This is a genomic window from bacterium (genome assembly GCA_023135785.1).
Taxonomy (GTDB): domain Bacteria; phylum CAIJMQ01; class CAIJMQ01; order CAIJMQ01; family CAIJMQ01; genus CAZNJA01.
Genome location: JAGLSL010000073.1, coordinates 1 through 16,012 on the forward strand (window position 1 = coordinate 1; position 16,012 = coordinate 16,012).

Here is a 16,012-nt window from a genome sequence, read left to right on the forward strand (position 1 = left end):
TTATTTTTATATTTTTAGCTTGATTTTTCTTTGTTTTTGGCAATCTAATTTCCAAAATCCCGTTGGTTGCGGTAACTTTTAACGGTTTTTTTGCATCAACAGGGATACCAAGAGAAATAATCGTTTCAAAAGCTTCGTAATTTATTTCCATTTGCCTATAGATAGTTTTTCCTTCTGTGCAAGTTTCTTTTCTGGTTCCGTGGATTATAATATTGTCTTCTTGGGTGAAAATTTTTATATCTTCTTTTTCAACTCCGGCCAATTCCACTTTTATTACTAAGTCTGTCTTGGTTTCATATACATCGGTATATGGATGCCAGGGTTTGTGAAGAGGAGAGGGAAAGAAACAATTGCGAAAAGTGGAAAGATGACGGAAGACCTTTTCCATCTCATCTTCCATTTGCTTTATACTTTTGGAAATCTTATCCTTAGATAATGGCATAATTATTCCTTATATCTTTTAGTTGAAAAATTTTACCATAGCAAGTTGATTCTGACAACCTGAAACATAATTGTATCATGCGGAAAAATTCACCTATTGCTACATAAGTATCTTGCGTGTAAAATTAAGTATGCATTTATCAAGACGACTCTTTAATCGGAACGCAGAAATCCATGTTTTTCAAGGTGGAGATAAATGCGTAACGATTATCCCGCATAGTATCGGAAAAATATCCCTGCCCGCAAAAGATTGGCAGGTGGGGAAGAAAATTTTAAGAAATTTCTCCAAATTTTTTCGATGTCTTACATTGCGGGATTTATTAAATAAAGAAACCCTATGTTTTGGTATGGGGAGATTCATTGGGTTTTTAGTTATATCTTCCTTATTTTCCGCAAACATTGTTTTTTGCGCAAATGTTTGCCCCGTTAAAAGTAATACGGAAAGTTTGAATGATACTAAAGAAATTGTGTTGAAAACTTCTAACGGGGTAAAATTAGGCATAGAAGTGTTGCAGGAAGACACAGGCTATGTGAAAATTCTCAAAAATAAAAGATTAGGACTTATAACCAATCCCACAGGCGTAGATTCAAATTTAAAATCAACAACCGATATTCTTTATGAAAATCCTGCCTTCAATCTTGTTGCTCTCTTTGCTCCCGAACACGGTATAAGAGGCGAAGTATTAGCCGGAAAATATGTAAGTAAAATTGTGGATGAAAAAACAAAACTGCCGGTATATTCAGTTTATGGAAAGACTCGTTGCCCTACCGAAGAGATGTTATCCGAAATAGATGTTTTGCTTTTTGACATTCAGGATATAGGCGCCAGAACATACACTTATATTTCAACATTGTTTTATGCTATGGAATCAGCCGCAAAATATGGAAAGGAATTTGTGGTTTTAGATAGGCCAAATCCCTTGGGCGGGTTTAATATAGAAGGGCCCATAATAAAAGAAGAGCATAAAAGTTTCATCGGTTTGTTCGATATTCCTTTGGTTCATGGTATGACTATAGGCGAGATGGCGAAATTTATAAGAGAAGAATATAAAATGGAACTTAAACTGATTGTTGTGCCTATGAAAGGCTGGACGAGAAATATGATTTGGGATGATACCAGTCTTGATTGGGTTCCGACTTCTCCGCATATTCCCACAGTTGAGTCCGCTTTTCTATACGCTACGACAGGAACTATCGGTAGCGCTAATTTGTGTAACGGTGTGGGATATACTCTCCCGTTTGAGTTGATTGGCAACGAATGGATTGACCCGAATAAATTTGCGGAAAAATTAAATGCTAAGAATATTCCCGGTGTAAAATTCCAGCCCTACTGGTTTAAACCGTTTTATTTTTCGTTTAAAGATAAGGAGCTTGGAGGCATAAGGTTAGTGCTTACTGACAAAAGAACTTTTAAGCCTGTTAAAACGGCATTGGAGGTTTTAACTTCATTGGAATCATTATATCCCGGCAAATACATTCCGCCCAAAGATTTTAATAAAATATGGGGGGTAGATTATATATTAGATGAAATAAGAGAAGGTGAAAATGTTGACGAAATTATAAAAAAATGGGAGAGCGAATTAAACGAATTTAATGAAAAAAGAGAGAAGTATTTACTGTATAAATGACTAAAAAAGGTGTCGGGATATCAGGGGATCAGGTCGCAGGATTCAGAAAATCAGTGTATCAGGTGTTTTAATCTTTACCTGATAATCTGATAACTTTTATGCTGATATCCTGATAAACTGAAATCTTAATTTTGGTAATTTAGATTATAAGGAGGTGAATATGTCCACCTGTACAAAGTGTCTTAAAAAAGAAGCTGATTTGCGCTGCAAGATGTGCCATAGACCGATTTGCGAGGATTGCGGTATATCAGCTCCCAGCGGAATATTCTGTTCGGAAGAATGTAGCAAAAAAATGGAGTCGCACGTTGAGAGAATCAAGGGAATAGACGAAGAAAGACCTATTATTAAACAAAAAAGAATTCCGACAATTGTTAAACTTATTATCTGGCTGGCGGTTTTATGGATTGTAGCCTGTTTTATATTGAAGATAGATATTATAGAGAGTGTAAAGGAATTACTTGGTTCTTTCGGTTTAAAGATATGAGAAGTTGAATTAAAACCGATAACCGTATAACATATCAAATCGGAGGTATCCTAAATGATAGATTTAAAATCTTTATTACAAGAAGATATAGAAACTGTCTTTGCCGAAGACCCGGCCGCAAGAACTACTATGGAAGTTATTCTTTGCTATTCGGGGCTACACGCTTTATGGCTGCACAGAATCGCCCATATTATGTGGGAGCATGGTTATTTATTTTTGGCGCGGCTTCTTTCCCACTTTAACCGATTTATGACCGGAATTGAAATTCATCCGGGCGCTCAAATCGGCAGAAGATTTTTTATAGACCATGGTATGGGTGTGGTTATCGGAGAAACGACTAGAGTAGGTGATGATGTTCTTCTGTATCAGGGTGTTGTTCTTGGCGGCACAAGTCTTAAGAAAGGGAAGAGACATCCGACTATTGAAGATAACGTTGTAATTGGCACAGGCGCAAAAATTCTTGGCCCAATTAACATAGGCGAAGGTTCTAAAATAGGCGCGGGCTCTGTTGTAATAAAATCCGTTCCTCCCGATAGTACTGTAGTGGGTGTTCCAGGAAGAACAGTCGAGGAACACAAGAAACAAGCGAAATCGGTTATTGATCTGGAACACGGGAAACTTCCTGATCCGGTATTGCAAACCATTAATGCTCTAAAAGACGAAATAAAAGGTTTGAATAATAAAATAGAACAATCCCAAAAGGATAAAAAAGTTGAACCTGAGTTTGATTTCGTTAAAATAATCGACTCGCTAAAGAAAGAAATAAATGTTTTGAACAACAAAATAGAACAGTCCGAAGAAGAAAAGAAAACCCAACCTCAAATAGATTTTACGCAGACAATTGATTCCCTGAAGGGTGAGATAAAACAATTAAAGGTATACATTAAGCAGGCCCAGGAAGATAAAAAGAATCAGACAGAACAGGAGGTTGAGTTTTCGCAAACAACTAATTCCCTGAAGGATGAAATAAAGGGTCTAAGAGAACACATTGAAAAAATAGAAAACGATAAGGAGGAAGTAACAGGACAGAAAGTTGCTCCTTCGCAGGAAATCAATTCTCTAAAAGATGAAACAAAAGATTTAAACTATCGGATAGAACAACTAGAAAAGGAGAAGAAGAGTGAAACTGAACGAAATATTGATTTCTAAGGCAATTATTGAAGAATACTCAAAAGAACTCAAATCTGCAACGCAGTTAGATGTCGCTATTATTGGCGGCGGTCCTTCTGGTCTTATCGCTGCATATTATTTGGCTAAAGCCGGCAAAAAAGTCGCCCTGTTTGAGAGAAAACTTTCCATCGGCGGCGGTATGTGGGGTGGCGGTATGATGTTCAATAAAGCAGTCATTCAGGAAGAAGCAAAGGGAATTCTTGAAGAACAGAATATCCGGTTAAAGAAATACAAGCCTGCCTCGCCGAGTCAAGGCGGGGAAAACTATTTTATTATTGATTGCGTAGAAATGGCATCGGGTTTATGTTTCAATGCAAAAAAAGCAGGCGCTATGATTTTCAATCTCATCTCCTGCGAAGATGTAATGATACGGGAAAACAAAATCACGGGGGTTGTAATCAACTGGTCTCCCGTTGAAATGGCAAAATTGCATATTGACCCCATTACCATCGGCGCAAAAATAACCATAGACGCAACAGGACATCCTTGCGAAGTGGTGAGAGGCATGGAAAAGAAAATGGGCGTAAAGCTCAATACTTCAACCGGTGGAATGCTCGGCGAAAAGCCAATGTGGGCGGAAGTCGGCGAAAAACTTATCGTAGAAAATACAAAAGAAGTATATCCGGGTCTCTGGGTTGCGGGTATGGCAGTTAACGCCGTATTCGGTGGTCCAAGAATGGGCCCTATCTTCGGCGGAATGCTCCTATCAGGCAAAAAAGTTGCGGAGTTAGTTTTGAAGAGGTTATGAAATGTCTACTTGCTTCATGAATAAAAATGGATAGACAAGAATTACTGGAACTTATTAAAACAGGAGAAGGTTTTACACTTGAACTCAAAGAAAGTATAGGCAATTCACTTGGAAAAGAAATTTGCGCCTTTGCGAATGCATCCGGTGGGAAAATAATTTTAGGAGTTAAAGATAACAGCGAAATAATAGGATATACTCTTACAAATAAAGAAAAATCACAGATTAGCGATATAGCGTGGAATATGAATCCTGCCTTCTCTGTCAGTATAGAACAATATGAAAATCTTGCCGTAATCACTGTTTCGGAAGGCAATAATAAACCATATTCTGTAAGCGGACATTTTTACCTAAGGATAGGAGCTAATTCGCAGCAGCTCAATCGAGATGAGATAAAAGATTTTTTCCAGATTGAAGGCCTTGTTGTGTTTGATGAGAAGCTCAATAAGGATTTTAATGTGCTTAAAGATTTAAACAAAAAAGCGTATGACATTTTTCTTGAAAGAGCAAACATAAAAACAAAATTCTCTCCTACTAAACTACTTAGCAATCTTGGATTTATAAAAGATGGAATCATAACTAATGCAGGTGTTCTGTTCTTTTGCAAGGATATATCCAAATTCTTTTTAAATACGCATATTACTTGTGTTCTTTTTCAGGGAAATAACAAAGCGATTATACTCGACAAGTGTGATTTTAAATTGGATTTAATGACTAATTATGAAAAATCTATAGAATACCTAAAAAGCAAGCTCAATACAGAATACTATATTACTTTTGATAGGAAAGAATTCTTAGAACTTCCTGAAGATGCACTAAGAGAAGCTGTTCTAAATGCAATAGCGCACAGAGACTATTTTTCGCCGGCACACATACAGCTCAATATCTTTCAAGATAGGATTGAAATAGTAAATCCCGCCTCATTTCCCTCAAAGATTACAATTGATTTTTTAATGAGTGGTAGCTATCCAAAGAATAAATTCTTATTTTCAATGATGCTGAGAGCGGATTTAATAGAACATATCGGCTCAGGCATTGAAAGAATCAAAGAAGCTATGCTTAATTATAAACTTGAAGAACCAATATTTCAGTATGACGGAGTTTGGTTTAAAGCTATATTCAAGAGACCGAATATGCAGACAAACAACTATCAGAAAAGATTTAGATTAGGTAAAAGCGCCCCTGTAAATGCCTCTGTAAATGCCTCTGTAAAATTATCTGCTCTCCAATTGAAGGTATTAAAGGAAATTCAAAAGAATAATTCTTTGACGTATGGAGCCCTTTCTGAAATTCTTAAAAAAGACAAAGCTACAATACGAAGGAATATCCAGAAACTAAAACAAAAGAGAATACTTAAAAGGGTAGGTTCTGACAAGAACGGATTTTGGGAGATTACTAATGCGTGATTCCGATTTGCTACTCGGCGGAATGCTCCTATCAGGCAAAAAAGTTGCGGAGTTAGTTTTGAAGAGGTTATGATACCCCCGCTTTTTTCTTCAATTCATTAAGCTTATTCAACGCTTCAAGCGGAGTAAGTTCTTCAACTTTTAAATCCTTAGCATCTTCAATATATCATGGACTCTCGCACCCGTTTGACAAGTTTTTTAAGTTGACAAAAATTTTTAAAAGCATAAAATCAACTTGGGGAGTTGAAGAAGGAGTAGGGATCCCCCAAAAGCTTATGGATGAAATTAAAAATATTTGTGAGGGGACAAGACGTAAAATAATGCAAAGTAATGCGCAAAAGTGTATACGATTTCTTAGTCTGGCTTTCTCTGTCTTATTTCTTTTTACAATCATTGTTGCGCCGTTGTTTGGCGCGGGTTATAACATTAAAAAAGCTGAATTTGGAAAACCGCTTGAAACTGACCTCCCTCAACCTGCCAAAATATCAAAAAAAGAACATCCTAAAACACTTTATAAAGCGGGGATTTATCCTGCTGCGGGTCTTGCTATTCTAAAAGACGGCAATGCCGTTGACAGTGGGGATTTTTACCGCGCAGGCGGACGAAAGATTCGTCTTTTCCGTTCCCTGCAAAAAGTTGTCGTATGGACAAAGGGAAAAAAACAGACGCTGAAGATAGATGCCATAAATAGTCTTTCAAGTAAGGGGTTGTTATTAAAAGAAGAGCAGTCCACTGAATTTACAAGAATACTGAAAACAGAAGCACGGATGACTTCGGAAGAACTTAGAACTGTATTAAACGATTTCCGTAAGTCTAATCAATTTAAACGGGTTGCACCTGTGTTTATTAACGAAGAAACCGGTAAGGAGATGTTAGTAACATCTCGTATTATTGTGAAATTAGCTGAGGGTGTATCGTCCCAACAGCTCAAAGATTTACATCAAACTTATGATGCTAAAGTCCAAGGGCATATGCATGGCGCGAAAGACGAGATTATTCTTGATTTAGGAGAATCTCTTGCTGAAAATGCGTTAAATATATGTGAAATGTATTTAAAAGACCCGCGTATTTTGTGGGCTAGCCCCGACTTTTTATTCCAACTGGATTTGTTGTATACCCCTAACGACTCTCTGTATCAAAATGGCAAGCAGTGGCATCTTGATAATATTGGGCAGAGCGGAGGTAATCTTGATGCGGATATTGATGCTACCGAGGCCTGGAACATATCTACTGGCAACCCAAATGTAGTTATTGCAATTATAGATACAGGTGTCCAACTTTCTCATCCTGACCTAAGTGATAATATCTATATCAATCAAGCTGAAGACAATGGAACCGTAGGGGTTGATGATGATGGGAACGGATACATTGATGATATAAATGGTTGGGATTTTTATGATAGTGATAACTATCCAAATCCCGGGTCTGCTCAAGGTCACGGGACTTGCTGTGCCGGAATTGTCGCCGCCAAAGGGGATAATGCGATAGGTGTAGCGGGGATTGCATATAATTGTAAAATCCTGCCTGTCAAAATCTGTGCTGATGACGGAACTTTTGCCTCATCTGTTGTTATAGGTGAGGCGATACGTTATGCCGCCGATATGGCTGATGTTTTAAGTAACAGTTGGGGTGGTGGAGGAAATGATAATACTATTCATTCTGCGATTAAATATGCTGTGGATGACATGAAACGACCCGTCTTTTTTGCTTCGGGGAATTCTGCCGCAGGTTTCTATAAATTTTGGCTGACCGGATTTTCTGCTGGCACATACACGCTGAAATGGGAGTATAGTAAGGATTCTAATGATGATTTCTTGGAGGATTCTATTTGGCTTGACGGGGTAGTTTTCCATGAATATGACGGGGATAGGTTAATAGAATCGTTTGAGGGGGATTCTTTCCCTCCTTTGGGTTGGACCACAGGTGGAGATGCCGAGTGGACCAAGTCAACAACGCACGCGCTTACAGGATGGGAGGGAGAGGGATCATCTTCTGCAAAGGCAGGAGCCATTACTTCTCATTCGACATATCAGATATACCCGGAATACCAGTCAAGATACCAGACAACATATTTGCAAACCACAAAGACAGTTGATGCGGGAGACCTGTCTTTTTGTGTATGGCTTTCATCCGAGATTTACTACGATCACTTTAATTTTTATGTTAATGAGGGACATTACTTCCAGGCCTCCGGCGAGCTTGATATTTACACTAATGTCATCTATCCCGCGCGCTATCCTAAATGTATTGCGGTTGGAGCCAGCACGGATTATGATTATCGCTCTGACTATAGCCAATATGACGAAACATTAGACATTGTTGCTCCCAGCAGTGGCGGGAATTGGGGAATAGCAACTACGGATATCACAAGTCCCGGAGGATATAATAACAATGGAGACTATACAAACCCTTCCGAGGCGAGCGGTTTTGGGGGCACTTCCTCTGCTACGCCTTTGGCCGCCGGCGTTGCCGCCCTTCTTCTTTCTAAAAATCCAAATCTCACTGCAGATGAAGTCAGGACTGCTATGTGCGATACCGCAGATGAAATTGGCAATGTTACTTATACTGCTGGCTTTAACGAATATTATGGCTATGGCCGTCTTAATGCCTACAATGCGCTAAATAGTATTGAAGAAGGGGAAAATTCAGCTCCGCAACTTATCGGCGGCAATGTAACCCCAGACGGCGGCATAACATCTGCTACATTTACATACACAATTCATTATTTTGACCAAAATGGAGGCAGCCCTTCTATCAAAGATGTTTACATAGACGGCTCTCCATATACGATGAATTTTGTGGATGGTAGCGGTTCTGCCTCTAATGGTATATACAGATATCAGACAACATTATCAGCAGGCAATCATACTTATTATTTTTATTTCACTGATGGGAGTGGTGGTTCGGCTACTTCTCCGACTTATTCCGGGCCGCTGGTGAGTGAACCTATTAGCATTGCCGTAACTTCTCCCAACGGAGGAGAAACTTGGGTGGCGGGACAAGATGCAGATATTACTTGGGATACAGAAGGTCTTGATGGTAATGTGGGCATTGAGATTAGTACTGATTCAGAAACAAGTTGGCACAATATTATTAGCAGTACTTCAAATGATGGTTCTTATACTTGGACAGTGAAATCATTATCTACGTTATTGCTTGAAGATTTAATTTCAGAACAATGTAAGATTAGAGTTTCCGGAATTTCCTGCACTGATACAAGTGATGACTACTTTAGTATTGTTGGAGAATTACATATCACTACTACTTCTCCTCTATCTGACTGTATAGTGAATACTCCTTATAGCCAGATTTTGGAAGCAGAAGGTGGTGATACTCCTTTTTATATCTGGTCTTTATTAGATTCTGACTTGCCGTTGGGATTAACTCTAAATTCTTCTACCGGTGAAATCTCCGGAACTTCAACTACCGAAGGGGATTATTCATTTACAGTAAAAGTTGCAGACGATAATGACGAAACCACAAAAGAGTTTTTACTATCGTGCGTATTGAATGGGGGTGAAATATCCGGGCGTGTGACTTTAGGTGCAATCGGTTTAGAGGCAGTAATCGTAATAATTGAAGGGTCACAATATTCTGCCGTAACGGATGAGGACGGTTACTACACGATTACCGGTATTCAGCTTGAATTGTTTCGGGCATATCTAATCGCCGAAAAGGACGGGTATACTTTTGAGCCGCCAAGTTATGAAATAAATACTACGGGACTACCAATCATAACCGGAAAAGATTTCACTGCTACATTTGTTCCTCCTACTTATACTATTTCGGGAAATGTGAATCTAATCAGAGGAGCATCAAATGTTTCTGGTGTTATATTAACCCTAAGCGGTGATAGTAGTGATACTACAAATCCTGATGCCGGAGGTGATTACAGTTTTACGGGACTGGGGGTAGGCAACTATACGGTAACTGCCTCTTTGACAGGATATAATTTTACTCCGGAATTACATTCTTATTTGCCTCTAAATAGTAATCAAACACAGCAGAACTTTATCGGAACAGCTTTCTATACTTTGACAATGGCAGTTGACCCCACAGGTGGTGGTGCAACAACACCATCAGTGGGCGCGCATACCTATGATGCAGAAACAGTAGTGGATATAAGCGCAACGGCTAATGCAGGCTACCGGTTTGACCATTGGGCAGGTGGCGTGACAAATTCTAGTTCTGCCTCTACTACAGTAACTATAGATAGCAATAAGATGGTTACCGCCAATTTTATTAGACTTTATACAATAACAGTCACAGCAGAAGAAAATGGCAGTATCTCACCCTCAGGTGATGTCATAATTGAGCATGGAGCGAACCAAACATTTACGATTACTCCGGATGATAATTACCATGTAGCTGATGTATTTGTAGACGGTTCATCAGTCGGCGCGGTAACCGGCTATACCTTTAGCAATGTAACAGAAACCCATACGATACAGGCAAGTTTTGCGATTGATACTTATATCATTACTTCCACTGCGGGCGCAAATGGTTCCATAACTCCGAGCGATAATGTGGTGATTGAACATGGAGCGAACCAAACATTCAATATTACACCTGATGATAATTATCATATAGCTGATGTTCTTGTAGATGGTGTATCAATTGGCGCGATAGCCAGTTATGCTTTTAGCAATGTAACAGGAACCCATACAATACAAGCAAGTTTTGCGATTACTGATTCCGACTCCGACGGTCTCCCTGATGATTGGGAACAGCAGATAATCGACGCTAATTCCAACGATGACATAATTTCCATAGAAAATGTAAAACCGGAAGATGATTTTGATAATGATGGTCTTACTAATTTAGAGGAACATAATGCTGGGACTGACCCGACTAATACTGATACAGACGGAGATGGTATGCCTGATGGATGGGAGATCCAATACGATTTAAAACCATTAGTAGACGATGCTGATGATGACGCCGATGGAGACGGTTGGACTAATTTAGAAGAATATCAGAATGAAGTAGCAGGTATTCTAAGTAATCCCAATAATGCTTGCCCAAATAAGCCAAACGCTGTGTTTCCTGATAATGGAGATACTGATATTATTCTAACTCCTACTTTGCGTGGTTTGGGATATTCCGACTTCGAAGGTAATCCTCATTTTGCTACTTATTGGCAAATATTGAAGGAGAGTGTTAAGAGCGCAAACGTTGCCGATACAAATATCGTATTTTATTATGATTTAGAGAATGAGGAAAAAGTTACAATACCAAAAAGCATACTTAAGGCGGGAGAAACTTATTATTGGAGACTTAGATACGCAGATCCATATGGTTTGTCAAAGTGGTCTGATGAAGCTGAATTTACTACTCAAAACGATGCAAATGACATTGATGGAAACGGTATTTTGGATGAACAGGAGATTGACGATGAGGTAGATATAGATGGTGACAGAATCAATGATAACGGGCAGGATAATATAGCGTCCCTGGCAAATGTTGTCAGCGGCGTGAATACGGCTGTTAAGGTAGATATTGGCATAATAGTCACCCAAGTGGAAATTCAGGATGCTGATGATTTACCTGATACTAATAAACCGCAGGACTATAATTTCCCTGATGGAGTATATAATTTCAGGATAGAAGGGTTAATTCCTGGTTCAAGAATAGAAGTTACTTTCTATTTATCTGAAACATTTGAGGTTGGTGATAAATGGTATAAATACGATGAGATTCATGGCGGGTGGTGGGATTATACAGACAGAATAGTAAGGGGGAAAGGGACTAATATAGTAACTTTAGAATTTGAAGATGGTGATAGCAGTTATGGTGATTGCGATGGGATCGCAAACGGAATAATTGTTGATCCAAGTGGTCCTGCTAAATTAGACGGAAGCTCTCCGGGCCCAAATTGCGGCGATGGTATTTGCAACGGGACAGAAACTTGTTCTTCATGTCCAGGAGATTGCGGAACATGCCCAACTCCGCCAAGTGGTGGCGAAAGTAGTGGTAGTGGCGGAGGCGGCGGTGGTGGTTGCTTCATTGCAACGGCTTCTTTTGGAACGCCAATATCAAATGAAGTAAAAGTTTTGAGCTGGTTCAGAGATGAATACCTGCTCACTAATCCTGTCGGAGAAGTTTTCGTAACTACTTACTACAGAACATCTCCGCCAATAGCTGAGTTTATAAGACAATATTCTGTTTTGAAGAAAGCAGTTAGGGTGGGGCTAAGACCGATTGTATGGTTGAGCAGGGAAATTGTGGAATAAAAAACTATTTACCTTTGGTAGGAAAACTTAATCTTCTTTCGCTTTTTTCTTTAATTCATTTAGTTTATTTAGGGCTTCCAGCGGAGTAAGTTCTTCAACTTTTAAATCCTTAATCTCTTCAATAATTGGATGAGTTGGTGTTTTTGGTGAGAAGAATGTTAGTTGGTCTATTTTAATTTTTCGTTTTCTGGATGAACCTTTCTTTGAAGATATGAATTTTTCCCTTTCCAAACTCTTTAAGATGTCGTTTGCTCTTTTTATTACTTCATCGGGCATTCCTGCTAAAGCGGCTACGTGAATTCCGTAACTTTTATCCTGCGCGCCGGGAAGTATTTTTCTTATGAATGTTATTTTTCCTCCCGATTCTTTTACGCCGATATTGTAGTTTTGGGCTTTCTTTAAGAAATCAACCAAGCCGGTAAGTTCGTGGTAATGTGTAGCGAATAATGTTTTGCAGGAAATTTTCGGGTTATTGTGGATATATTCTGCAACAGCCCAGGCTATCGATACGCCGTCATAAGTGGATGTGCCCCTTCCAACTTCATCAAGTATTATTAAACTCTTAGGCGTGGCATTTCGAAGTATCTGCGCTGTCTCGTTCATTTCGACCATAAATGTTGACCTGCCCCTTGTTAAATCGTCGGTTGCGCCGACTCTTGTGAATAATCTATCTACAACAGAAATTGATGCTTCTTTTGCGGGAATGAAACTGCCCATCTGCGCCATTAAAACTATTAAAGCAATCTGGCGTATGTATGTAGATTTTCCCGCCATATTGGGTCCCGTGATGATAATCAACTGATGGTCTTTGCTATCAAGTAGTGTGTTATTTGGAATAAAAGGGTTGTTGGGCATAACTTTTTCCAGCACGGGGTGTCTGCCGTCTTTTATATGGATTTTTCCTGTTTCGGTTATTTCGGGACAGCAGTAATCATTTTTTAACGCAATATCTCCGAGTGAAGAAAGAACATCCAAATTTGCTATGACGGAAGCGGTCTTTTTTATTCTGATTAATTCTTTTAAGATGAGAAGCCGAACCTGTAGAAAAATTTCGTATTCTAATTCTCTCATTTTTTCTTCTGCGCCTATGATGAGGGATTCTTTGTCTTTGAGTTCTTCGGTTATGAACCGCTCACAGTTAACTAAGGTTTGTTTGCGTATATAATTTGACGGCGCTTGTGAAATATTTAAAGATGTTATCTCGATATAATACCCAAAAATTTTGTTAAAACCTACTTTTAGTGATTTAATACCTGTTCGTTCCCGTTCTTTTGTCTGCAATTCGGCAATCCAGGTTTTGCCTTCTCGGGATGCAATTTTTAATTTGTCCAGTTCGCTGTCATATCCTTCTTTTATGACATCTCCTTCGGTCAAAATATATGGTGGATTATCAACGATTGCTTTTTCTATGAGTTCGCGGATTTCCTTAACATCGTCAAGATTAGAAGCAAGTTCCTTTAACAATGGTGGCAACTTGCATTCTTTAAGTATCTGTTTGATTTGAGGGATTTTATTTAACGATTGTTTTAATGCGACAAGGTCCTTACCTTTTGCTACATTTGTGTCAAGACGGCTTATGATACGTTCAAGGTCATATACTTCTTTTAGGTTCTGTCTTAATTCTTCTAAGAGCGGTGTATTTTTCGTAAAAGTTTTTACGCTTTCTAATCTCTTGTTTATGGTTCTTACATCCAGTAGAGGGTTAAGCATCCATCTTTTTAGTAATCGTCCTCCCATTGGTGTAAGTGTGGAGTCGAGTATTGAATAAAGGGTGTCTTTGCGTTCTTCTCCCGCAAATGTTCTTAAAAGTTCTAAATTACGTTGTGTGTCTTCGTCAAGAAGCATAAAGTCAGAAGGAGAATAAAGTTCTATATTCGTGATGTGTTCCAGTTTGGTCTTCTCCATCTCTTTTACATAATCCAAAAGTGCTCCTGCCGAAGCGATGCCTAAATTAAACCCGCGGAGTCCAAGTCCGTCCAAAGAATAAATGTTGAAATGTTCTTTTAGTGTCTGTGTGGCGACATCGGGTGAAAAATTATAATCAGGATAGGGTGTAAAGGTGCGTATTTTATGATTGAGATTGTTTTGCCAATCATTATCTTTTGCGATTGATTCAGGCAGTAGACATTCTGACGGAGAAAGACGAGAAACTTCTATTATGAATTCATCAAGTGAAACTTCGGAAACTTTGAATTCGCCTGTGGAACAATCAAGAAAAGAGAAACCTACTTTATCTTTGTCGGGGCGGAAAGAAAGAATGTAATTATTGCCTTTATCTTCCAACAGAGACGATTCGACTATTGTTCCGGGAGTAATAACTCGTACTACTTCTCTTTTGACCAATCCTTTTGCTTTTCTGGGGTCTTCCATCTGTTCGCATATTGCGACTTTATGTCCGGCTCGTATGAGTTTTGCCAGATATCCTTCAACTGCGTGGTGTGGAATACCTGCCATTGGAACCTTTTTTTTATTGCCTCCGTCTCTTGCTGTGAGGACAATTTGTAGGGTTTTTGAAGCGATTTTAGCGTCTTCAAAGAACGTTTCATAGAAGTCCCCAAGACGAAAGAAAAGTATAGCGCTTGGATATTTATTCTTCAGCGTAAGATACTGCTGAATCATGGGAGTGAACGTTTCGTCTTTCATTTTGGTTAATAGAGGTTAAAATTGGTTAACATAGGTTGCTTTTTTCGTAACCATTATTAACTGTTATTAACCCTTGTTAACATTTGTTAACTTTTTTTCTAAATCCTTACTTATTCCATCCAAAACGCCGTTTATGAATGATTTACTTTCTGTTGCAGAATATTTTTTGCTTAGCTCTATTGCTTCGTCGATAGATACTGCATGGGGGATTTTCTCTGAAAATAGCATCTCGTAACAGGCGATACGCATAATGTTTCGGTCAACTACGGAAATTCTCGAGATTTTCCAATGTTTAGAAAATTCGGAAATTTTAGGATCAATCAATTCGGTGTTTTTTAGAGTTCCCTCTACTAGTTCTTTTGCAAATTTCTTTTCTTCTTTATCAATATCCATAATATCAGTCAGATATTTAAAGGTGTCTTTCCATGTAGAAAGTTTTTCTGTTCCATCACTGGTAGAATCATTCTGATAAAGAACTTTTAAGGCCAATTCTCTCGCTTTTCGTCTTGAGCTCATATAATTAAGTTAAAAGTTAAAAGTAAAAAGGCAAAAATACAAATTACCCCTAGAAATTTAAAAAATTTCAGGCCCCTAGGAATGCAAAGCATTCCAGGGATTTAGTCCCTTTCTAGGGAGACTGAGTCCTCGGAATCTTTTTAAGATTCCAGAGGGAAAATTAAAAATCAAAGAACATTATTTCTTTCCGAAAACCGTTTTTATCTTTCCTCACAATCGCTTTTTATCCACGTATAATCTTAATTATTTTTTCAATAATCTGGTCTGTTTTATTTTGTTTAAGATTTCCTATGCGGTATAAAATAATATTATTATCTGCAGTAAATATACGGTTAGGTCTTACATTGCTTGGTTGTTTTAAACTACTTGTATTAAAATCTTTTTCGTTGAGTGAAATTGCATAGTTATCTTTGACAGCTCGGCTTGTTATTTGGCATAGAATCAGGTCATTACCATCCAATACTGAAATAACTAAAGCTGGACGCCTTTTGGCTTGAGTTAGGTCAGAAAAAGGGAAGGGGATAACGACAACATCTCCTTTTACAAATCTTGCCATGCCTCATCTTCCTCGGGTTGAAGCCAATCCTTTTTTAAACTAGATTCACTCATTAAATCTGTTTCTAATTTTTGTTTGATCAATTTTTCTTTAAGAAAATTGATGTAATCTAAAATTTCATCCAACAATTTCTCTGGAACTTTGTCCAATTCTGCAATAATCGTGTCTTTTTTTGACATATTAATCACCT

11 protein-coding genes are annotated in these 16,012 nt (G+C 38.4%); 6 read left to right on the forward strand and 5 right to left on the reverse strand.

Going from position 1 to position 16,012, the window contains the following annotated elements; genetic code table 11:
- Nucleotides 1-442, reverse strand: a 442-nt coding sequence (locus tag KAS42_05570; protein ID MCK4905687.1) for an Hsp20/alpha crystallin family protein, incomplete at its 3' end; no start/stop codon positions are given.
- Nucleotides 443-572: 130 nt separating this feature from the next.
- Between KAS42_05570 and KAS42_05575 the strand changes: the two genes are divergently transcribed.
- The 6 genes from KAS42_05575 (at nucleotide 573) to KAS42_05600 (ending at nucleotide 12,107) form a co-directional block, all read left to right on the forward strand.
- Entirely contained in the window at nucleotides 573-2,069 is a 1,497-nt protein-coding gene (locus tag KAS42_05575) for a DUF1343 domain-containing protein (protein ID MCK4905688.1), read from the forward strand.
- A 160-nt stretch (nucleotides 2,070-2,229) separates the two neighbouring features.
- Entirely contained in the window at nucleotides 2,230-2,553 is a 324-nt protein-coding gene (locus KAS42_05580; GenBank protein MCK4905689.1) for a hypothetical protein, read from the forward strand.
- A gap of 54 nt (nucleotides 2,554-2,607) precedes the next feature.
- Entirely contained in the window at nucleotides 2,608-3,702 is a 1,095-nt protein-coding gene (gene cysE, locus KAS42_05585; protein MCK4905690.1) for a serine O-acetyltransferase, read from the forward strand.
- Nucleotides 3,674-4,471, forward strand: a complete 798-nt coding sequence (locus tag KAS42_05590; GenBank protein MCK4905691.1) for a thiazole biosynthesis protein — start codon at nucleotides 3,674-3,676, stop codon at nucleotides 4,469-4,471. Before cysE ends, KAS42_05590 begins: the two co-directional genes overlap by 29 nt.
- A 26-nt stretch (nucleotides 4,472-4,497) precedes the next feature.
- On the forward strand, nucleotides 4,498-5,874 hold the full coding sequence (locus KAS42_05595; protein ID MCK4905692.1) for a putative DNA binding domain-containing protein: 1,377 nt from the start codon (nucleotides 4,498-4,500) through the stop codon (nucleotides 5,872-5,874).
- A gap of 320 nt (nucleotides 5,875-6,194) precedes the next feature.
- Complete coding sequence (locus KAS42_05600) at nucleotides 6,195-12,107, forward strand: S8 family serine peptidase (protein ID MCK4905693.1); 5,913 nt, start codon at nucleotides 6,195-6,197, stop codon at nucleotides 12,105-12,107.
- A 27-nt stretch (nucleotides 12,108-12,134) separates the two neighbouring features.
- Here the strand turns inward: KAS42_05600 and mutS are convergent, their stop codons facing one another.
- From mutS to KAS42_05620, 4 genes are all read right to left on the reverse strand, one after another.
- Nucleotides 12,135-14,750: a DNA mismatch repair protein MutS gene (mutS, locus tag KAS42_05605; GenBank protein ID MCK4905694.1), complete on the reverse strand. Its 2,616-nt coding sequence runs from the start codon at nucleotides 14,748-14,750 to the stop codon at nucleotides 12,135-12,137.
- Between the two features lie 66 nt (nucleotides 14,751-14,816).
- On the reverse strand, nucleotides 14,817-15,266 hold the full coding sequence (gene nusB / locus KAS42_05610) for a transcription antitermination factor NusB (protein MCK4905695.1): 450 nt from the start codon (nucleotides 15,264-15,266) through the stop codon (nucleotides 14,817-14,819).
- Nucleotides 15,267-15,489: 223 nt separating this feature from the next.
- Nucleotides 15,490-15,822: a type II toxin-antitoxin system PemK/MazF family toxin gene (locus tag KAS42_05615; protein MCK4905696.1), complete on the reverse strand. Its 333-nt coding sequence runs from the start codon at nucleotides 15,820-15,822 to the stop codon at nucleotides 15,490-15,492.
- Nucleotides 15,807-16,001, reverse strand: a complete 195-nt coding sequence (locus KAS42_05620) for a DUF2281 domain-containing protein (GenBank protein MCK4905697.1) — start codon at nucleotides 15,999-16,001, stop codon at nucleotides 15,807-15,809. The genes KAS42_05615 and KAS42_05620 overlap by 16 nt, the downstream gene beginning before the upstream one ends.
- Between the last annotated feature and the right edge of the window lie 11 nt (nucleotides 16,002-16,012).